This is a genomic window from Metabacillus sp. YM-086, assembly GCF_048059995.1.
Classification (GTDB): Bacteria; Bacillota; Bacilli; order Bacillales; family Bacillaceae; genus Metabacillus; species Metabacillus litoralis_B.
In genome coordinates, this window is sequence record NZ_JBLUOI010000031.1 from 35,517 (window position 1) to 55,801 (window position 20,285).

The following is a 20,285-nucleotide window of genomic DNA, read 5'->3' on the forward strand; positions in this document are numbered from 1 at the left end:
ACATTTCGATCCCCGCCACTCTGTGTTTTGTCGTTCATACCCACGATGAACGACATTCTGATCCCAGCCATACTGTGATTTGTCGTTCATACTCCCGATGAACGACATTTCGACTTCGCCACTCTATGTTTTGTCGTTCATACCCACGATGAACGACATTCTGATCCCCGCCACTCTGTGTTTTGTCGTTCATACTCCCGATGAACGACATTTCGACTCCGCCACTCTGTGTTTTGTCGTTCATACCCACGATGAACGACATTTCGATCCCCGCCACTCTGTGTTTTGTCGTTCATACCCACGATGAACGACATTCTGATCCCAGCCATACTGTGTTTTGTCGTTCATACTACCGATGAACGATATTTCGACTCCGCCACTCTGAGTTTTGTCGTTATATACATTAAGATCCATTTTTAAAATCATTAAAAAGAAGCATGCAGCAGCATGCCTCCTTAGAACCCTTTATAGAATTCTTCTCCCCATTTGCCCTAGCGCAAAATGTATCCCATGTTGTAATGATTGAAAGCAATCAAACTGTGAGAAATTCATTCCTGACTGAGAGATGATCAGACTTAATTCTGGATTAATTCCAACTAATATTGTTTTAGAACCAATTAACGACGAAGCAGAACCGATCTTTTCTATTAAGCTTGCTGTATGCTCACTAATATCTTTATCAAGACCAGTTAAATCTAAAATAAGGTAACTAGCTTTGTGTGAAGGTAGATTATTTAAAGTATTTGTAATCAGTTCTTCAGCGCGATCCACCTCATATTTTCCAATTAACGGAACGACCACAATTCCTTCAAGTACAGGAATAATTGGTGAAGAAAGCTGCTTGACGAGATCTTTTAGTTCTTTTGTCTTTTCTTCAACCAGTTTTTCTAGTTGCTGTATTTGTTCCGACTCTTTTTTCCGGGCTAATTGATGAATATTTTGTGTAATACTTATTTCTGATGGATAATAGTTAATAATACTGTATTCATGGCCTTCAAGCTGTTGTTGAACAACTTCATACCAAATATTTGTTCCGAACAACCCAGAAAAGATACCTGCAAAATGTGCAGGAAGAAACTTACCTTCCTGCTGTTTATCCTGAGCGACATTAATTTTATATTCCCACGTATTTTTCAGATAAGCAGTTAATGTCTTGGTTTCGTAGCAAAGATTTTTGACCTCTATTTGCCCCCACCCTGCTGAAGCATACGTAGATGTGATGGATTTTGCTGCCTCTTCTACACTTAAATCTTTCATTTTTTCAAAGTACTCACCAACGACCAACCCTTGCCTAAATCCAGAAGTTTCAAAAACTAAGCTAGATGCTTCCGCACCGGAAATTTCTTCGATTGTATCAAAAAAAGACTTCATAGCTGTAGATATCCAAAAAAGAACGGCTTCCTGACCTTCAAATTGAAAAGTCCCTTTTTGTACATCCCACTCAAACTGAAGTCCGTTTATATTTATGTTTTCATTTCCCACTATAAACCCACCTTTTGTAAAGCATAGCTATTATTCTATTAATTATAGATACTCCTAAATAAGAAGTCCAACAAACTAAAAAATTCTTCAAGTATAAGAAGTCCTTTTACCTTTTGTCTTATCTATATTGGAGCTTACTACTTCATTATGTAAAAAACTCTATTTAAATCGTAAAAAAAGGAGCTTCTTTTATAGAGGCTCTCTTATGTTCTCAACCTTCGCGGTCATATAAAGATGGTTTTCTTTCAGGTATTGCTTTCTGTAAAACCTTCATTCCAATCAGACTAACTTTAATCCAAATCCAACTGTACAATAATGAAAATAAGAATATGCTGCCTAGCATTCCAAATCCTAATGAGTTTGCCGATGGACCCAAGATGGGAAATTGAAATAAAGTAATTAAGACAATAATTCCAAGTAACATTGTTGCACCAGCAAAAAGCATGACTTTAAATACATTTTTCACTTTTCTTAATCCGTATCCTATACTTATTCCTAGCAGACCCGTTGTAAATGCGAACACTAATACCTCACTCGGTTGAACAATCGCCAGTAAGAAAATTGTTGTTACATAGGCCAAGATCCCTATTTGGAATGAGATCGATGCGGCAATAATCATTGGCCATGTAGCTAACATACTCAACACATATCCAAATCCAATAAATATACCCGCAGATTGAAATATGACTGCCAAAGCTGCCATTATAGCTCCCATTGCTATTTTGCTAAGTTGTGAATAATGATCCATTGTTGGTACATCATTCATTTTATTGTGAAATAGTGCTCGTATTCCCCTACTTAGAAATGTTCTCATTTTTACACCCCCTATTAGTTAAATGCTGCTGAAAGCCTATTTAGACCAGTTTCGTTCCGTAATACCTGTCCTTTTTTAGCAGTGAAAGACTCCACGGGCAGGACCAACGGAAATCTTTCACTATTCTTTAATTAAACATTTTGTTTATAAAGGATAGAAATTGGTGCCATTTCCAACATGTATTCTTGTATTAAAAGTTGGTGCATTGTTTTTTCATGAACAACTTTAAAGGTAGCTTTTACAATTTCTTTTATTCCTAAAGACAAACCTAGTTGTTCAGCAACCGCAAAGGCACCCATTGCCTGTTGATTGAGAAGAAGTAGTTGGTGCATTCCTTGCCATGACCCTACTGCTCCCGCCATCAAATCTTGAAATGTGAGCAGTCCTTCCTCTAGCTTAGAAATCGTTGTTCCAAGTATGCGGTCCATCACAATATCTGGATTGCGATTAATTAATTGAAATAGTTGTTTTGCTATTTTCTGATGTTCCTTTGTAGCACCCTCTATCTTTTCAATGGCTTCCTTTATGTGAGGCTCTTGAATTTTTGGGATTGTTTTTTGTATCACAACTTCAAATGCCATTTGAGCAGTTAGTACATGTTCAAACCATTTTTCTACTTCGTTTAATTGCTGATTCCTTATTTCTTCATCTAGCTCAATTAATAATACGGGATTTTCTGTTTTCATCTTTTTTCCTTTCTTATTCTTCTTTTGTAATTTTCCATAACGCACCTGTATGACCATAGGCATGGATATATCCTTCTGTAACAGGAGAGTGACCAAAATCTAAAATATATAAACTCTTTCCGTCCGGATGAAATTTACAATCAACAGGTCTCTCTATTCCACCTGATTGATGTGCTGATGCTGCACCAAGTTGCTTATTTTTCATAAACACTTCTGATGTTCCCGTTTTAACATCAACCCTTACAACTTGAAAACCGTTGTTAAGGTCTTTCTCATGAGGTGAATTTAACGGTGCATATGTACCCCATTCGGTTACAAATAGTTCTCCGCGATACCCAAAATCGTCTGAACGGCTAAAATCCATCTTTGTCATTGCAGAATGGGGTTTCTCAAGATAAATAGGTGGGCCAGCCCATTCAGGCGGATTTTCAATTAATTGCTCTGCCGCTTTCCCCTTCGCAGGTTTACATTTTTCATCCCATACAGTAACTCCATCTGCTCTCATATCAGGGAATCCATACCAATCCGGTTTTTTTACAGATCCATGGGAAGTCATAGCATTGCGAATATGCCAAATTCGATCAGGATCACCTGCAATAGCTCTTTCTCCTTTTTCCTCTAAACAGTTATCAGATGCGTACAGCTCACCCTCTTCATTAAATGCTAAACCATAAGGATTCCTTAATCCCCATGCTAATAGTTCAGGCTCGCTTCCATCCGGCTTTGAACGCCAAAGTCCGGTTGAACACCAAAGTTCTCCCTTAATTTTTTCACCCTTTTTTGCAGGTGTTCCAAACGGTTTAAATGCTCCCGTTTCTGTTAAAAAAGGAAATGGCATGAGTGGGTTTCTAGACGTTACGTTATGACCAGTAAGAGTAATGTCATCCCCAGGTATATCATGAGCCTCTGGATGCTTTGCTAGGTCCACTGTAAAGCCAGCCGGCAAACATACGCCATTTTGTGAAACAGAGCCATTGGCAAAGTACATTAAACCGTCCTGAGGACTAAATACGGGTCCGCCTGGTTCGTGCCAACCACCACTAGGTATCTTTTCAATTAACACTTCTCTTTTCTTTGTTTTCACATCATAACGGACCACTCTTGCAAGGTATCCACCTTTACATGTTACATAGATATAACCTTCGTGATAGGTAACTCCTCTTGGTCCACCTAATGTTTCTACAGCAAATACATCTAGCTCTCCAGAGGGTGTTAAACTAAGAATTCTAGGTGGTAACGCTGGACGTGTTGGCCATGTACTTCCACCTTCTAAAATATAAAGTGTTCCATCATCTGCAAATCCCATCCCAGTCGGAAAAGATAAGCCCGCTGCCACGACCTCAACTTTATAACCCTCAGGCACCCAGACATCATCTGGATTCAACAACGGTCTGGCTGTTGTCGGCAGCTCGACAACCCTCTCCCGAATTTGCTTAGTATGTATCATTCATCTTAGCTCCTTTGACTTTATATGATAAGAAGTTATCATTTCTCTCTTTCAGTATGATCTTGGAAGAAAATAACTATTCCTCATTATTACGTGCCTATTTTTGCCCCTACGCAACTTTTTACTGTTAAGTCATTCACCTACACCCAATGTTTTGAATATGGTACATGTGATAGGAGGTTAATGATTACATGGAACTAATTGAAAAGAAATCATTGAATATAGATGATCTACAGCCTTGGAAGAAAGACGCGTTGGAAAAGTTTGAGGCAAAAATGGTGGATAAAGAAAAAAAGTTCCCGTGTATACCGGCAACTCAAGGTCATTCATTAAATCATTTACGATACGGCTTTGTAGGAGATCCTAGAGACGTTTCATCTTCTGAAGAACTCGCTAGCTTGCTATCAGCTTATACCAATCAATCAAAAAATTATGGTAAATATACATCTCTCATTATCTTTTATGAAACGCCAGCCGATTTATCCGAAACTAGTGTTGAACAATTTGAGCAAATATTTTGGAAGCAATTAAGTTGGGCAAGTGAGTTTGATTCCATTGAATGGCCGGAAACTATTCCTGTTGATCCACATGATTCTGCATGGGAATTTTGTTTTCATGGTGAAAAGTACTTTATGTATTGCGCTACTCCAGCCCATCAAAATCGCCAAAGTCGATATTTTCCGTATTTTATGCTTGCTATTACGCCAAGGTGGGTACTTGAGAAATTTAATTCTTCCCCTAAGCTGGCACAAAAAATAAAAAATAATATTAGAGAAAGAATGACAAATTACGATTCTATTTCAATCCACCCTGACTTAAACAGCTATGGTAAAGAAGATAATTTTGAATGGAAGCAGTATTATCTCCATGATGATGATTCAGCTTTATCCAAATGCCCCTTTCACCGAATACTTAAGAAGAGGGAAAAATAGCTGGATTCCTATGCTCCCATTCCTAAAAAATGGGGGCTAATTTTTTCTTTTAGAATGGATCTTTCTTTTCTTACCTACACTATAGGTGTTCTTACATTAAAGAAGAAGGTAGGCGAAGGAATGAACATCATTGAAAATCAACCAGCACTTCTTGTACTAGATGTACAAAAAGGATTTGATGATCCTTATTGGGGTAAACGAAACAACCTAGAAGCTGAAAACAATATTTTAACGCTGTTAACAGAGTGGAGAAAACGTAACTGGACAGTCATCTATTCGCAACACTTATCATTGGAGCCACAATCTCCTTTTCATTATAAAAATCCCGAGGGAACAGAGTTTAAAGACAGCACTAAGCCTTTATCAGGTGAAGTAATTATGCAAAAAAATGTTAACAGTGCCTTTATTGGTACACAGTTAGAAACCTATTTAAAGACAAATCAAATCAAAACGGTTGTGATCACCGGTTTATCTACACAACATTGCGTTTCAACAACAACACGTATGAGCGGAAACCTCGGATTTACAACCTTTCTTGTTTCAGATGCTACGGCAGCATATGAAGTTACCGATCATAATGGTACATATTATACTCCCGAAGATATTCATCAAACAGAACTGGCAACCTTACATAAGGAATTTGCGACTATTGTTAAAACGAGCGATGTATTAAATCAGCTAAAGTAAAAGGCAAAGTCAATTCTCTTAACGGGTTCTGGAAAAATGTATAAATAAGCGGAGTTTTTCCGGTTAGATTGAAGAATGGAACTCGGTTTGGGTGATATAAGCGGAATTTTTCCGGTTAAGCATAGGAAAATCCTCCATTTTCATCTTTTTCGATTAAATAGGCGGAATCTTTCCGTCTATTTAATCAATTTTTCGTGCTATTTCCTCATTAGGAGGAATATCTCCGCTTATTTTTTTGTAGCTTATTTCCTGTCGATTCATCAAGATTGGGAATTCGCTTAATCGGGTGCTAATCATGGTTTAAAAAATGCTTTTTAATCCTAGTGCGAATAACCATAAGAAAAAGCAACGTTAATTCGTAAAACTGAACCCGTTAGTATTCTCTCTGCCCTCTCAAATCATACTAAACCTTTATATATTTGCTCCTTTGTGCAATCACTCGCTCTTTTAAAGTTTCATAATTGATAAGAATCATCCCTATACAAATAGTGACAGCCCCTACTCCTGTTAACCAAGAAAAAAACTCATCATAAAAAAGAACTCCTACAACAACCGCAATAAAAGGTGAAATATAAAGCCAGGTTGACGGGAAAACCGGATCTGTCTTAACTACCAGCCAATAAAATAAACTATGACCAACCATTGAGCCGATTACAATTAAATAAAAAAGAGAAAAAAGTGAGGCTGGTTGTATGATTGTTTGCACAGAAATTTCCTCTGTTAATAATCCCAAAATAAATAATAAAATTCCCCCATACATCATCTGAACCGCATTCAAAACAACTGGATGAATTCCTTCAAAGTTTTTCGACACACTCTTTGTATAGATTGTACCTGAAGCATAAAAAACCTCTCCAAGAATAATGGCAAAACAACCAATGATCCAATAGGAATTCACCTCAAGTGAAAAACTTGGCAATATAAGAAAAAAAACTCCTATTACACCGATCACACATCCAACAATCGATGTTCTTCTAACTTTGTGTCTTAAGATGATGCTTTGAATCACAATGATCAACATCGGACCGGTCGCTGATAAAACCGCCGCTATTCCGGAAGTTACATATTGTTCTGCCCAATATAATGTTGCAAATGTCCCAAATGTCAAACCTACCCCTGATAGAAAAAGTTCCTTTCTTACTAATAAACACATGATGTTCTTCTCTTTAACCAGCATAATCACAAACAATAGGAAGCCTGCAATAAAAAAGCGAATTCCCCCCGATAAAAAAGGTGGTAACCCTGAATCTACTCCTATTTTTATCGCTAAAAAAGTCGTCCCAAAAATCATACACATAAAAACATAATTAATAATGACCATTCTATACTCCTCCTTTATGTTGATCATACGATTAGCACTACAGAACAGATTGAACACAATAGAACAGTTAGAAAGGAAACATGATAAAATCATTACATAAAGAGGAAATGGAGTTGGCAAAAGCTGTGCAAAATGAACAATTATTATATAAACAGATCTATCACTATGTAGTGAATCAAATAGAGCGGAAAGAATGGAAAACGCACGACAAACTTCCCTCCGTCCGCAGCCTAGCCACTGAATTCAACGTTCACAGACTCACAGTATTAAAAGCCTATCAATTACTAAAAAATGAAGCGAAAATATATGTTAAGGATAAGTCAGGTTATTATGTGCAACCACAAATAAATAAAGACTATGAATATAGTGAAAATCCTATCATTGCTGCTTATACACAAAAAAATCACCTATCAGAAATTCATAGAGCACCTGTTACCTATAACTTTTCTCAAGCCTTAATCGACCCGAATCTTTTACCAAATCATTTTTTTTCAGACTATGTGAAAAAAGTGTTCGATCTGTATCCTAAAGTCCTTGCTACCTATTCAACTGTTCAAGGAGATGAAGAACTGCGGGAGGTTCTTGCTGAATACTTTGTAAAACAATTTAAAACACATCTCACGAAAGATCACCTATTGATTACTTCTGGATCACAACAGGCCATTCATTTGATCTCAGAAGCTTTTATTAAACCCGGAGATATTGTCCTTTTTGAGAGACCAAGTTATAGTGCTGCAATTGATATATTTCAAGCGCAAGGAGCACGAATTCTGACTGTTGATATATCCGAAAATGGATATGACTTAGAAAAGCTAGAAAGCATGCTAAAGCAATACAAGCCACGACTATTTTACACAAATCCAACCTTTCACAATCCAACTGGCTATACCATTTCAGTAGAACAAAGAAAAAGAGTAGTAGAATTAGCAGAACAGTATCGTTGTTTAATTATAGAAGATGATGCTTATCATGATATTTACTATAAACAGCCCCCACCTCTACCGATTTATACGTACGATACAGCTGGGACCGTCATTTATGTTCGAAGCTTTTGCAAATATATCTCGCCAGGATTAAGGGTTGCTGTGATTGTTTGTCAGCCTTCTATTATGCCGATGTTACTCACGTCAAAATCGTTAATTGATAATGGATCACCTCTTCTTAATCAGAAGATTTTTCTCCATTATTTTTCGTCCTTACGATTACATCAACATTTAGAAAAGCTAAGAATCGCCTTACAGATTAGGAAGGAAATGATGGAAGAGGAATTAGCGAAAACAAACTGGAAATGGAGCAGTCCACAAGGCGGTTTAAGTTTATGGGTACAACTGCCCGATAATTTATCAATTGAATCATTGCTGTCAAAAAGCCTTCAACACTCTATCTCATTTGTACCAGGTGTAGTATGTGATCCATTAAAACAGGAATCTCGTCGGATACGTCTAAGCTTTTCATACGAAAATGAAAAAAAGTTAAAGGATGGAATGAAGCAGTTTGTAGAGGTTGCACAGAGGTTGGAGGAGGAGCACATACAAAAATAGAAACCACCTATTAGAAAAAAATAGGTGGTTTCTAGTAAGATTTTTTCACACTCTTTTCAGAGTCCTGATTTTAATCAGTTCTTGCATAAACCTCGGCAATTGAAAAGCTGCATAATGTATGTTTGCAGTATAATAGAATAACTCCATATCTTGAGGTATTTCAACTTCAACCTGTAACGGATCGTATTCCTTTGACCCTAATGTAAAGGACCACAGTCCGCTTGGATATGTTGGAATATTGGCCGTATACAAACGTGTTATTGGAAATATTTCAAAAACGTCTTGAAAAACCGTTTTGATTAAATCAGGCTTAAACCAAGGATTATCAGATTGGGCAACAAAGATTCCATCTTCTTTTAATGATTCGTAAATTCCTTGAAAAAACCCTAGCTCAAACAGCTTTGCAGAAGGACCGATTGGTTCAGTAGAATCCACTAATATAACATCATATTTAGCTTTATTTTCATGTATATGCAAAAATCCATCACCCACAATGACATCAACTAAAGGGTCTTCATATCCAATAGAGATAGAGGGAAGAAATTTCTTTGAATACTCAATGACTTTTTGATCAATTTCGACTTGAGTCACTTTTTCTACTAACGGATGCTTTAATACTTCACGAACAGTCCCCCATCTCCTCCACCAACCACTAAAACATGTCTAGGATTAGGATGAGTAAATAATGCAGGGTGAGTGATCATTTCATGGTACGTAAATTCATCTCTTTCTGTCGTCATGACTAAACCATCAAGCAACAGCATATTACCAAATTCTTCTGTTTTAACAACCTCATGCTTTTGGAAATTTGTTTGTTCAGAATGCAATGTTTCTTTTACTTTTACAGTTATTCCAAAATGGTCAGTTTGTTTTTCAGTAAACCAAAGTCCCATACTATTCTCCTTTTATTATATTAATCTACCAATAAATATAGTAAGTCTCTTGCAATTGTTGCAGCTGCTAGTCTTGTTGCTTCAGTAGGGTCATAGATTGGTGCTACCTCTACAAGGTCCGCTGCTACGATATTTAATCCTTTAAGTTGTTGCAAAACTGAACGCATCTCTTGCGTCGACGGCCCCCCAACCACCGGGGTTCCCGTTCCAGGAGCATACGAAGGGTCTAATGAATCGATATCAAATGTTAAATAGACTGGCGTATCACCAATAATTTCTTTAATTCTACTAGCAAGAGCTTCTGGACCCATCGCCAGAGCTTCATTTGCATAAATGATGTTGTATCCACACTCATTCATATTTGTTCGAATATAAACTTGAGCCGATTTACCTGGATCAATACATCCTTCTTCTTGTAAATCATAGGCAAAGGAGCCATGGAAAATCTCGCCCGTGCTTACTCCAGGAAATGTATCTTCATGGCTATCAAAATGTAATAAAGCCAATTTTCCGTACTTTTCACTTGCAGCTCTAATTAATCCATATGGAATTGTGTGATCTCCACCAAGAGTGAGAAGTTTTGCACCTGAGTCTAAGATTTTTTTTGCATGTTCATAAGAATCTTCAATCATGAAATGTGTTGTATCATTTCCTATTGAATATCCAACATCACCATAATCAATGATGTTATATTTTTCTGTTACTTCATAATCCCATGGATAATGAAAGGTTCCAACAAACATTGATGTTTCCCTAATAGAACGGGGACCCAATCTTGTACCTGAGCGGTTAGACACACCACAATCAAATGGAACACCCATTACTGCAACATCCACCCCTTCTAAATCTGTTGTTTGTTTGCATCTACAAAAAGTTACCGCACCAGCATAAGCCAAAAAATCGTGTTTTTTACTCATTTCCTACACCTCTTTTATGATATAATTTCACATAAAACTAAATTAGTTTTTTAAGTTTACACACACTTGTGAATTGTATTTTCAACCTCCATGATAGCGTCATACACAATGTTGAGCAGTTTATCTACTTCATCATTGGAAATAATTAATGGGGGAGCAAATACTAATGAATCTTGTCCTGCATGCTCGATGTTCCTACAAATTAAACCTCTTTTAATAGCTTCCTTGCTTACTTTTATAGATAACTTTTCAGTTGTTTTCTCATTTTCAAACTCAATGGCGGCCATTAATCCAAGTCCTCTTACCTCACTAACACTATTTGTTGTTTGGACTAATTTCTTCAAACCAAGATATAGTTTCTCGCCCATATTGCTAACATTGGTTAAAATACCTTCTTTTTCTAGAATATCAATATTTTTTAAAGCAACAGCACATGCAACCGGATGACCACTATAAGTAAACCCATGAAAAAGAGCATCATTGGAATACATGATTAATTCTTGATGCATCCTCTCTGAAAGCATAACTCCTCCTAAAGGAAAATAACCACTTGTAACCCCTTTAGCAAAGCACATCATATCTGGGGTAACATTCCAATGCTCCATCGCAAACATCTTTCCTGTCCTTCCAAATCCAGTAATAACTTCATCTGCAATGAATAAGATATCAAATTCATCACATATCTTTCTAATTTCAATAAAATATTCAGGGGGAGGAACATGCACCCCGCCAGCGCCTTGAACAGGCTCAGCAATGAATGCAGCTATTGTTTCCGGACCTTGTGCTAATATGGCTTCACGAAGTGCATGATGTGAAAATGCTTCAACATGTAGAAAATCCGGTGCTTTAGAACCTATAAACCTTTGAAAATGTTCGATACCCGTGGCACTTGTAGAACCGATTGTGAGCCCGTGGTAAGCATTTTTTCTTGCAATGATCTTTGTTTTATCAGGTTTTCCTTTTACCTTCCAATAATGGCGAACCAGCTTGAAGGCCGTGTCTGTTGCTTCAGAACCACCTGAAGTAAAAAAGGTGGCTCTCAGATTACCTGGTGAAATTTCTGATAGTTTTTTTGCCAGCTGAATGGCTGGTTCATGACTGACCGTTCCAAACGCAGTGCTGTATCCAAGCTTACTCATTTGTTCCATCGCAACAGTGGCTAATTCAGTTCTTCCATGCCCAACATTCACATTCCATAGAGAAGATAAGCCATCTATCACTTTCTTCCCTTCAATATCTTCTAAATACACTCCTTCCCCTTTAGTGAAAATAAACTCCGGCCCTTTTTCCTGCTGAGACTTAATTGATGATGATGGATGGAGGAAATACTTCTTATCATGTTCTATTAACTCATCAATATGATTTTGTTGTTTTACCTCTAGCATTTTTCATCCTCCCATAAATAGTTAATTTAATACTGGAGCTCTTAAGCTTTTTTGATTTTCATCATATAGTAATTCAGTAATTTCCTGCTTTATTTCCCTGTATTCCGGTTCTAAGAAACTATCATGATATCTTGGACGTTCGAGTGGAATTTCAATTCTCTTTTTCACCTTTCCCGGATGAGAGGACATAACATAGACAACATCTCCTAAAATAATGGCTTCATCGATATCATGTGTAACAAATAAAACTGTTTTATGATTTTTTTCCCATAAATCAATTAATAGACTTTGCATAAGTGTCCTTGTTTGGGCATCTAAAGCCCCAAATGGTTCATCCATTAAAAGGATTTCTGGATCATTGGCTAACATTCTTGCTATTGCAACCCTTTGTTGCATTCCTCCGGATAACGAAGATGGATATAGATGTTCAAATCCCCTTAGCTTTATTTGATCAATGAGCATTTCTGAGACTTTCTCTCTTTCAGCTTGTGGGACATTTTGAATTTTAAGACCAAACTCAATATTTTGCCGAACTGTTAACCACGGATAAAGAGTGTAACTTTGAAACATCATCCCTCTGCTTTTATCAGGTTTTGGGTTTGTTTTTTCATTAACCTTTACAAATCCTGTTGATGGTTTCTCTAGTCCTCCCACTATTTTTAATAAGGTTGATTTTCCGCAACCAGATGCACCTACAATACAAGTAAATTGACCATCTTGAATATCCATGTTTACTTCTTCAAGTGCTGTTACTGGTTTAGGCTCTGCTGGAAACTGTTTACTAAGAGATCTAATCGTTATCATGCCTTCACACCCTTTATTTAAGTTTCTTACCTTTTTACATAAGGAAATAGTTTACGATAAAGTTTTGCGAATAGAAAATCACTAAAAAAGCCCAACAGCCCAATAATAATAACTCCACCAATTATTTGCCCTGTATTTAAGTAGCGTTGAGCCGTCATGATCACATGACCAATTCCTGTTTCTGCTGCAACTAACTCAGCAACGATTAAATAGGTCCAGGTCCAACCTAGTACAGAACGAAGATTATCCACTACTCCAGGCATACAAGCTGGAACTAATACACTTGTAAAGAGCTTCCTTCTATTTGCTCCTAATGTATAAGAAACATTTAATAAATCTTTCGAAACATTTGAAGACACATCCATTATTAAGAAAACTAAAGGGAAAAATGTACCAAAGAAGATGACCGCAATTTTTTCAGTTTCTCCGATGCCCATCCAAAGAATAAACAATGGAATGAGAGCAGTAACCGGGAGATACCTAGCTATTCCAATGATAGGTTCAAAAAAACTTCTCGGTCCACTGTAAGACCCCATTAAAATTCCAAGTGGGACAGCTAAAACAGCAGCTAATACATATCCAACAAGAATCCTAAAGAAACTAGTACCTATATCCACAATAAATTGTTGCTCTGCAAATAGTTCCCAGACTGTGGCTAGCACTGCAGTTGGAGTTGGTAAGAAAACAGTTGGGAGAATTCCAGAATATGTTAGTGCTGACCAAAAAATGAGAAGCAACACAAATGGTAAGGTAGCCAAAATCTTTGATTCCGTTTTTGAAATTGATTCTTTTGGTGTAAAGTACCGAGAAAGAATCTCCTTAAACCTACCTTCCTTTTCCATTTCATGTTCTGAAATTGGTATGGTTTTTAATTCATTCGTATGTGAGGTGCTTTTCTCCATTGAACATACCTCCCTGAAAGATTAATTTTCTGAAATAAACGAAGGATCTATCGCCCCTTTTACTTTTTCGGGGTCAGCTTCTTCTTTCATAACACCCTTCTCAAACCATAAGCCTGCCGCTGTTTCTGCTAATTCAAGCGCACTTCCTGGATCTGATGTTGTACCAAAGAATTCTTTTGAATCATCAATTGTCATGATATGCAAGCCCTCAAGCTGAGCCTTTGCATCATCTGCTGATCCATTAATTCTCTTTCCAAGTACTTTATAAGCTTCTTCCGGATTTTCGTTTAAATAAGTAACAGCCCGATCGTAAGCTTTTGCGAAAGCCTTCACTGCTTCCGGATTGTCTTCGATAAACTTTTCACCAAAAGCAAATACATCAACGATTAGATCAGGATAATCAGCAGAACTAACAAGAACCTTTCCAAAATCTGATGCCTCCGCATTACTTAACCATGGCTCCCATGTAACAGCAGCATCAACTTTCCCAGAAGAAAAGGCTGCACCAGCTTCAGAAGATGTCATTTCTTTCACCTTCACATCATCTAACGATAATCCATGATCTGATAGAACATTAGCAAGAAACCATTCACTAACAGATCCAACTTCTACTGCAACTTCTTTCCCTTTTAAATCACTAACGTCTTCTATCTCCTTCTTTGCAATAATTCCATCTGCTCCTTGTGATTGATCAAGACCAAAGACTGCTTTTAGAGCTAATCCTTCTGTTAAGCTTCTTGGAAGGCTATCAATTGTCGTTGCCATTGCGTCAATTTTATTTGATGCAAGTGAGCTTTTAATTTGAGCAGTATCTTCTATGGTTGAATAATCAACTTCCAAACCTTCTTCCTCAAAATATCCTAAGTCTTGTGCAAGCCATAGTCCGGAATAACCGATCCATGTCACTGTTCCTATTCGGATCTTCGTTGTCTCCTTCTCTGACTCAGAAGCGGATGATGTGCTTTCAGAATTACCGCAGGCTGTAAGGACTAATAAAGAGATTAACAAAAAGATAGATAACACTCGTTTCTTTAAGTGATTCATATTTACTCCATCCTCTCTTCCATTCATTTCAACGATTCTTCATGTACAGTCACTAGTTCGTTTGCTCTTTTCTTATATGCAAGTAATGATAAAAATTCAAAGGCAATATGCGCGGCATTTAAAGCAGTAACCCCTGTCGGATCACGATCAGGTAACACCTCAACTAAATCAAAGCCAATAAAATTCGAACCAGCCACACCCCTTAAAAGTTCCAATGCTTGTGCAATTGTAAACCCTCCAACCTCAGGTGTACCGGTTCCAGGTGCATATGCAGGATCTAAGAAATCAATATCAAATGTTAAGAAAGTTGGACTGTTTCCAATACGCTGGCGTGCTCTTTTTATCACTTCCTTCGTACCAATTTCGTGTAGCTCTAGCCCAGTTATTACTTCGTAGCCTAGACCTTTTTGTTCTTCTAGATCTTGCTTAGAATACAATCTCATCCCAATTTGTATCGATTTTGACGTATCTACAATTCCTTCTTCAACCGCTCTTCTAAACATGGTTGCATGTGTATATTTTTTTCCTCCATAAGATGTGTCCCATGTATCACTATGTGCATCAAAATGAAGTAAACTAACAGGACCAAATACTTCTGCAGCTGCACGTAAATGTGGGAGTGAAATTCCATGATCACCACCTAAAATGATTGGAACAATTCCTCTCTGAAAATATGGAACAAGTTGTTTTTGAATCATGTCATAAGTTTCTTCTGTATATCCTGGTACCGTCTGCATATCCCCACTATCTACACCAGAAAGATAATCAAACACATCAATATCCAACCCCGGATTATACGTATGTAATCGAGTTGATCGGGAACGAATGGCCTCAGGACCAAATCTCGTTCCAGTGGCAAACGTGACCCCTGTATCAAAGGGATGACCTAAAATAGCAAAATCAATGTTCTCCTTTGTTTTGGAATGTGGTAAGTGCATGAAAGTTCTAATCCCCGAAAAAATTGGCATCTCTCTACTAGTTTCTGGTCTGTACATAATAAAACTCCTTTCGTTTTTTCAGTTTTCTTAAAACTTAAACCTCAATAATTGAGGTTACTTCGCTATCTTCTAGGAGAATATTTTCTTTTCTAATTTTTAACTTAGTCCCATTAAATCACAGGTATCATGCACTGACTATAAGCTTGGAAGATTCTATGACGTATTTTTTGAATAATCTGAAAATATAAGTTAGATTCCTGAATTTTCATTGACTTTCACCTTACCTTTTTTTACGATGGAAACTATATAAACATTTTTTGTTTATATAGTTTTTGCTTCCACTACACTGAAAATTGAAAAGGGTGGATAAAATGAAAGAAAGAATTATGGTGGCATTTATAGAAGAAGTTCAAAGAAAAGGAATAAAATTCACAATGGATGAGTTAGCAGAAAATTTAGGTGTTAGTAAAAGAACAATTTATGAGCATTATTCATCTAAGAAAGATATTTTAGATGAAATTATCATTAAATCCTTTCATGATATAGAAGAAAAGGAGAAAATTATTCTTGATAAACAAGACATTTCCACTATACAGAAAATAAAAGAAGTACTAATTATTGTCCCTACTTTTTTTGATCTATATGATCAGCAAATCCTTGATCAAATGAAAAAATATTATCCGGAACAATGGGAAAAAGTCATGTTCGGTTTAAATAACACGTGGAATAACTTAAGATCCCTTTTAGAAAAGGGTGTAGAAGAAGGAGTTATTAAAGAATTTAATTTTAATATTGTCATGAAGTTAATCTCTAATGGTACACATTGGTTCTTTGATCAAAACTATTTAATTAAGCATAATATTAACCTAACAGAAGCATTTACAACGGTAGGAGAAATATTGTTATTTGGATTGGTAAAAGAAGCCGATTAACCCCATAAACATCTTATAAAAAAATCCACCAGCTTTCAAAACTGGTGGATTTCTCATTATACCATTACCTTACACATATCATTTGTAAACTCAACAGGATCTTGAATTGGTAAGCCTTCAATTAACAATGCTTGGTTGTAAAGAAGGTTTGTATAGAGTGTTACTTTTTCTTTGTCACTATCAAATGCATTTTTTAGAGATTGAAACACTTCGTGGTTGCTGTTGATTTCTAAGATTTTTTCTGCCTTTACATTTTGATTATCAGGCATAGCACTTAGAATTTTTTCCATTTCAATTGTTACTTCACCTTCTGTTGTTAAACAAACAGGATGAGATTTTAGACGCTTAGATAATCTAACATCCTTCACTTTATTTGATAGAATATTTTTCATGAACTCAAAGAGCTCTTTATTTTCAGTTTGCTCGGATTCTGTTTGCTTTTGATCTTCTTCTGACTCAATTCCTAAGTCACCGCTAGAAACCGATTTGAATTCTTTTTCGTTATAGTTCATGAGCATTTTGATCGCAAACTCATCAATATCTTCTGTAAAGAAAAGAATTTCATAGCCTTTTTCAGAAACTAATTCTGTTTGTGGTAATTTTTCAATTCTCTCGATCGACTCACCAGAAGCATAGTAAATATACTTTTGATCTTCAGCCATTCTTGAAACATACTCATCAAGTGAAACAAGCTTTTTCTCTTTTGAAGAATAAAACATTAATAAGTCCTGTAACACTTCTTTGTTGCTTCCAAAGTCACTGTACACTCCATATTTTAGCTGTCTACCAAAGGATTTGTAAAACTTCTCATAATTTTCACGATCATTTTTCATGAGACTTTTCAATTCATTTTTAATCTTTTTGCTAATGTTTTTTGAAATGAACTTTAACTGACGATCTTGCTGTAAAATTTCCCTTGAAATATTAAGTGATAAATCCTCAGAATCAACCATTCCTTTAACAAAGCTAAAATAATCTGGAAGGAGTTCCGGACATTTATTCATGATTAGTACGCCGTTTGAATATAGCTCTAAGCCCTTTTCATATTCCTTTGAATAGTAATCAAATGGCATGTTTTCAGGGATATAAAGAATTGCATTGTATCTTACTGTACCGTCAACATTAATATGGATATGCTTAATCGGCTTATCAAATCCGTAATGCTTTTCATTGTAAAAGGCTACATAGTCATCATCTGTTAATTCATTTTTGTTTTTTCTCCAGATTGGTACCATGCTGTTAATAATTTGTTCTTCTTCGTATTCTTCTAACTCATTATCGCTGCCTTCTTTAGCTCGTTGGCCTTTAACATCCATTTTGATTGGATAGCGAATAAAATCAGAGTATTTTTTAATGATTGATTTTAATTTATATTCTTCTAAAAACTCATCATAGTTTTCTTCTTCTTCATTTTCTTTTATCTTTAAAATAATTTCTGTACCAACTGTTTCTTTTTCATATGGTTCAATAGAGTAGCCTTCAGCACCTTGTGATTCCCATTTGTAAGCTTCATCACTTCCAAGCGCTTTACTGATAACAGTAACAACATCAGCTACCATAAATGCAGCGTAAAACCCAACTCCAAACTGACCAATAATATCATGGCCATCCTTTGATTCATTTTCCTTTTTGAATGCTAAGGAACCACTTTTGGCAATAACACCAAGGTTGTTTTCAAGCTCTTCCTTTGTCATGCCAATTCCTGTATCTAAAATAGTAAGTGTTCTATTCTCTTTATTTGGTGTAAGTTTGATAAAATAACTGTCCTTTTCAAAGCTTAATGAATCATCTGTTAGTGCTTTGTAGTAGATTTTATCAATCGCATCACTAGCATTTGAAATTAACTCTCTTAAAAACACCTCTCGTTGTGAGTAAATAGAGTTAATCATCATTTCCAACAATCTTTTGGATTCTGCTTTAAATTGCTTTTTTTCCAATTTACAACCTCTCCTCTTCAAAAATTTATCCTACTTTATTATGTAGTAAAATAGAAAATGATTAGGTGTTCTATGGACACTCCTTCTTTTAGTTTAGCACTCTATGCTCTAGAGTGCTAAACTATTATTTAAATATCATATTTCTCTTATCAATGTCAACTGGTGGCAAATAAAAAAGTGCAATGAAAGCTAAGAATTAGCAGTCATTGCACTTCAACTTTTTATACTAAAGCAGCTAATCTTTCTGTTACCTGCTCTTCTGTTAATCCATTTTCCGAAACATAGCGATTACGTTCATGTACTCGGCACTCATGACTACATGCGCGCAAGTATTTATGCTCATTTTCCTCAGAGCAAAGAATTTTTTTATTACATTCAGGATTACCACAGTTAACAAAGCGTTCACAAGGTTCACCAGTAAAATGATCTTTTCCAATAACAGTTGGTTCTACTTGGTTAACAGGTACGATTAGACGCTCATCAAATACATAACACTGACCGTCCCAATCCTTCCCTTGTACTTCAGGATCTTTACCATAAGTAACAATCCCGCCGTGAAGCTGTGCTACATCCTCAAATCCCTCTTGACGAAGCCAACCTGAGAATTTTTCACAACGAATACCACCTGTGCAATACGTTAAGATCTTTTTCCCTTCAAACTTTTCTTTGTTTTGACGAATCCAATCTGGTAACTCTTTAAACGTATTAATATCAGGTAAAATAGCATTTTTGAAATGACCAACAGCATACTCATAGTCATTTCTAGCATCAATAATAACTGTATCTTCTTGTTTCATTGCTTCCATAAATTCTTTAGGGCTGTAATATTTACCTGTTAGCTCTAACGGGTTAACATCCTCTTCTAAACGAAGCGTCACAAGCTCTGGACGATGACGAACCTTCATTTTTTTGAAGGCATGCTCATCTTCTTCATCTATTTTATAAACCATTTCAGCAAAGCGTGGATCTTCTTTCATGTGAACCATGTATTGATCCGTTTGCTCAACAGTTCCTGAAACCGTTCCATTAATTCCTTCAGAAGCTATTAAAATTCTACCTTTTAGCCCAAGGTTTTTACAAAACTCTAAATGCTCTTGAGCATACTCTTCAGGGTTATCAATATGAACATAGTGATAGTATAGTAAAACGCGATATTCTTTTGACATATATTTTTCACCTTCTATATTATATTTGCAAGATATACATACAGAGATGGTTACTTGCTTTTACATTTTACTTGTTTATAAAATGTAACATCTTATTTAAACAAATTTTCTATGAAAATGCAAATTGATAGTTTACAAAGGTGAGAAATACCAATTTTATTTGTGTTCTCTCCGATTTTTATTCATTCCCGCGATGAACGACACTTCTCTTGTTTTTCTCAGTCGTTTTGTCGTTCATTCCCGTGATGAACGACACTTCTCTTGCTTTTCTCCATGGTTTTGTCGTTCATTCCCGCGATGAACGACACTTCTCTTGCTTTTCTCGATCGTTTTGTCGTTCATTCCCGCGATGAACGACACTTCCCTTGTTTTTCTCGATCGTTTTGTCGTTCATTCCCGCGATGAACGACACTTCCCTTGCTTTTCTCCATCGTTTTGTCGTTCATTCCCGCGATGA

Annotated in this window: 18 protein-coding genes and 1 pseudogene; 4 read left to right on the top strand and 15 right to left on the bottom strand. The window is 36.3% G+C overall.

Going from position 1 to position 20,285, the window contains the following annotated elements; translation table 11 throughout:
- Positions 1 to 34: 34 nt before the first annotated feature.
- From ACEWK1_RS14540 to ACEWK1_RS14560, 5 genes are all read right to left on the bottom strand, one after another.
- A complete protein-coding gene (locus ACEWK1_RS14540; protein WP_232273839.1) occupies positions 35 to 262 on the bottom strand; it encodes a hypothetical protein in 228 nt (75 codons plus the stop codon).
- Positions 263 to 465: 203 nt separating this feature from the next.
- Complete coding sequence (locus ACEWK1_RS14545; protein WP_373995075.1) at positions 466 to 1,482, bottom strand: STAS domain-containing protein; 1,017 nt, start codon at positions 1,480 to 1,482, stop codon at positions 466 to 468.
- 211 nt (positions 1,483 to 1,693) lie between these two features.
- Positions 1,694 to 2,296 carry a hypothetical protein gene (locus ACEWK1_RS14550; RefSeq protein WP_212137788.1) on the bottom strand — a complete coding sequence of 201 codons (603 nt, stop codon included), beginning with the start codon at positions 2,294 to 2,296 and terminating at the stop codon, positions 1,694 to 1,696.
- 131 nt (positions 2,297 to 2,427) lie between these two features.
- On the bottom strand, positions 2,428 to 3,045 hold the full coding sequence (locus tag ACEWK1_RS14555; protein ID WP_232273838.1) for a hypothetical protein: 618 nt from the start codon (positions 3,043 to 3,045) through the stop codon (positions 2,428 to 2,430).
- A complete protein-coding gene (locus ACEWK1_RS14560) occupies positions 2,996 to 4,429 on the bottom strand; it encodes a PQQ-dependent sugar dehydrogenase (protein ID WP_416636432.1) in 1,434 nt (477 codons plus the stop codon). The genes ACEWK1_RS14555 and ACEWK1_RS14560 overlap by 50 nt, the downstream gene beginning before the upstream one ends.
- 191 nt (positions 4,430 to 4,620) lie before the next feature.
- Here ACEWK1_RS14560 and ACEWK1_RS14565 point away from each other — a divergent pair, with 191 nt between their 5' ends.
- Entirely contained in the window at positions 4,621 to 5,361 is a 741-nt protein-coding gene (locus ACEWK1_RS14565; RefSeq protein ID WP_121663189.1) for a YqcI/YcgG family protein, read from the top strand.
- Between the two features lie 120 nt (positions 5,362 to 5,481).
- Positions 5,482 to 6,048: a cysteine hydrolase family protein gene (locus ACEWK1_RS14570; RefSeq protein ID WP_257535880.1), complete on the top strand. Its 567-nt coding sequence runs from the start codon at positions 5,482 to 5,484 to the stop codon at positions 6,046 to 6,048.
- A gap of 403 nt (positions 6,049 to 6,451) precedes the next feature.
- Here ACEWK1_RS14570 and ACEWK1_RS14575 read toward each other — a convergent pair whose 3' ends face one another.
- On the bottom strand, positions 6,452 to 7,369 hold the full coding sequence (locus ACEWK1_RS14575) for a DMT family transporter (RefSeq protein WP_416636433.1): 918 nt from the start codon (positions 7,367 to 7,369) through the stop codon (positions 6,452 to 6,454).
- Between the two features lie 80 nt (positions 7,370 to 7,449).
- Here ACEWK1_RS14575 and ACEWK1_RS14580 point away from each other — a divergent pair, with 80 nt between their 5' ends.
- Positions 7,450 to 8,910, top strand: coding sequence for a PLP-dependent aminotransferase family protein (locus ACEWK1_RS14580; protein ID WP_416636434.1), 1,461 nt, complete (start codon positions 7,450 to 7,452; stop codon positions 8,908 to 8,910).
- Between the two features lie 45 nt (positions 8,911 to 8,955).
- Here the strand turns inward: ACEWK1_RS14580 and speE are convergent.
- The 7 genes and pseudogenes from speE to speB (ACEWK1_RS14615) all read right to left on the bottom strand — a co-directional run bounded on the left by speE (position 8,956) and on the right by speB (ACEWK1_RS14615) (position 15,850).
- Positions 8,956 to 9,803 (bottom strand): annotated as a pseudogene (gene speE / locus ACEWK1_RS14585) (polyamine aminopropyltransferase).
- Positions 9,804 to 9,823: 20 nt separating this feature from the next.
- Complete coding sequence (gene speB, locus ACEWK1_RS14590) at positions 9,824 to 10,720, bottom strand: agmatinase (RefSeq protein ID WP_121663192.1); 897 nt, start codon at positions 10,718 to 10,720, stop codon at positions 9,824 to 9,826.
- Between the two features lie 56 nt (positions 10,721 to 10,776).
- On the bottom strand, positions 10,777 to 12,105 hold the full coding sequence (locus ACEWK1_RS14595) for an aspartate aminotransferase family protein (RefSeq protein ID WP_212137776.1): 1,329 nt from the start codon (positions 12,103 to 12,105) through the stop codon (positions 10,777 to 10,779).
- 21 nt (positions 12,106 to 12,126) lie between these two features.
- Positions 12,127 to 12,909: an ABC transporter ATP-binding protein gene (locus ACEWK1_RS14600; RefSeq protein WP_416636435.1), complete on the bottom strand. Its 783-nt coding sequence runs from the start codon at positions 12,907 to 12,909 to the stop codon at positions 12,127 to 12,129.
- Positions 12,910 to 12,935: 26 nt separating this feature from the next.
- Positions 12,936 to 13,811, bottom strand: coding sequence for an ABC transporter permease (locus ACEWK1_RS14605; RefSeq protein WP_232273837.1), 876 nt, complete (start codon positions 13,809 to 13,811; stop codon positions 12,936 to 12,938).
- A 21-nt stretch (positions 13,812 to 13,832) separates the two neighbouring features.
- On the bottom strand, positions 13,833 to 14,855 hold the full coding sequence (locus ACEWK1_RS14610; RefSeq protein WP_162987446.1) for an ABC transporter substrate-binding protein: 1,023 nt from the start codon (positions 14,853 to 14,855) through the stop codon (positions 13,833 to 13,835).
- A gap of 23 nt (positions 14,856 to 14,878) precedes the next feature.
- The gene (gene speB, locus ACEWK1_RS14615) at positions 14,879 to 15,850 is read right to left on the bottom strand and encodes an agmatinase (RefSeq protein WP_121663196.1); all 972 of its coding nucleotides are present in this window, start codon (positions 15,848 to 15,850) and stop codon (positions 14,879 to 14,881) included.
- Between the two features lie 314 nt (positions 15,851 to 16,164).
- On the opposite strand from speB (ACEWK1_RS14615), the gene ACEWK1_RS14620 reads away from it, so the two are divergent.
- Entirely contained in the window at positions 16,165 to 16,725 is a 561-nt protein-coding gene (locus ACEWK1_RS14620; protein WP_121663197.1) for a TetR/AcrR family transcriptional regulator, read from the top strand.
- A gap of 56 nt (positions 16,726 to 16,781) precedes the next feature.
- Here the strand turns inward: ACEWK1_RS14620 and htpG are convergent, their stop codons facing one another.
- Positions 16,782 to 18,662, bottom strand: coding sequence for a molecular chaperone HtpG (gene htpG, locus ACEWK1_RS14625; protein WP_121663198.1), 1,881 nt, complete (start codon positions 18,660 to 18,662; stop codon positions 16,782 to 16,784).
- A gap of 221 nt (positions 18,663 to 18,883) precedes the next feature.
- A complete protein-coding gene (locus tag ACEWK1_RS14630) occupies positions 18,884 to 19,828 on the bottom strand; it encodes a rhodanese-related sulfurtransferase (RefSeq protein ID WP_251402709.1) in 945 nt (314 codons plus the stop codon).
- Between the last annotated feature and the right edge of the window lie 457 nt (positions 19,829 to 20,285).

What these genes read in the sequence shown, in the direction of transcription:
- ACEWK1_RS14540 (WP_232273839.1), bottom strand. Translation starts at nt 262, where the DNA reads ATGTCGTTCATCGTGGGTATGAACGACAAAACACAGAGTGGCGGAGTC.
- ACEWK1_RS14550 (WP_212137788.1), bottom strand. Translation starts at nt 2,296, where the DNA reads ATGAGAACATTTCTAAGTAGGGGAATACGAGCACTATTTCACAATAAA.
- ACEWK1_RS14555 (WP_232273838.1), bottom strand. Translation starts at nt 3,045, where the DNA reads ATGCCTATGGTCATACAGGTGCGTTATGGAAAATTACAAAAGAAGAAT.
- ACEWK1_RS14560 (WP_416636432.1), bottom strand. Translation starts at nt 4,429, where the DNA reads ATGATACATACTAAGCAAATTCGGGAGAGGGTTGTCGAGCTGCCGACA.
- ACEWK1_RS14565 (WP_121663189.1), top strand. Translation starts at nt 4,621, where the DNA reads ATGGAACTAATTGAAAAGAAATCATTGAATATAGATGATCTACAGCCT.
- ACEWK1_RS14570 (WP_257535880.1), top strand. Translation starts at nt 5,482, where the DNA reads ATGAACATCATTGAAAATCAACCAGCACTTCTTGTACTAGATGTACAA.
- ACEWK1_RS14575 (WP_416636433.1), bottom strand. Translation starts at nt 7,369, where the DNA reads ATGGTCATTATTAATTATGTTTTTATGTGTATGATTTTTGGGACGACT.
- ACEWK1_RS14580 (WP_416636434.1), top strand. Translation starts at nt 7,450, where the DNA reads ATGATAAAATCATTACATAAAGAGGAAATGGAGTTGGCAAAAGCTGTG.
- speB (WP_121663192.1), bottom strand. Translation starts at nt 10,720, where the DNA reads ATGAGTAAAAAACACGATTTTTTGGCTTATGCTGGTGCGGTAACTTTT.
- ACEWK1_RS14595 (WP_212137776.1), bottom strand. Translation starts at nt 12,105, where the DNA reads ATGCTAGAGGTAAAACAACAAAATCATATTGATGAGTTAATAGAACAT.
- ACEWK1_RS14600 (WP_416636435.1), bottom strand. Translation starts at nt 12,909, where the DNA reads ATGATAACGATTAGATCTCTTAGTAAACAGTTTCCAGCAGAGCCTAAA.
- ACEWK1_RS14605 (WP_232273837.1), bottom strand. Translation starts at nt 13,811, where the DNA reads ATGGAGAAAAGCACCTCACATACGAATGAATTAAAAACCATACCAATT.
- ACEWK1_RS14610 (WP_162987446.1), bottom strand. Translation starts at nt 14,855, where the DNA reads ATGAATCACTTAAAGAAACGAGTGTTATCTATCTTTTTGTTAATCTCT.
- speB (WP_121663196.1), bottom strand. Translation starts at nt 15,850, where the DNA reads ATGTACAGACCAGAAACTAGTAGAGAGATGCCAATTTTTTCGGGGATT.
- ACEWK1_RS14620 (WP_121663197.1), top strand. Translation starts at nt 16,165, where the DNA reads ATGAAAGAAAGAATTATGGTGGCATTTATAGAAGAAGTTCAAAGAAAA.
- ACEWK1_RS14630 (WP_251402709.1), bottom strand. Translation starts at nt 19,828, where the DNA reads ATGTCAAAAGAATATCGCGTTTTACTATACTATCACTATGTTCATATT.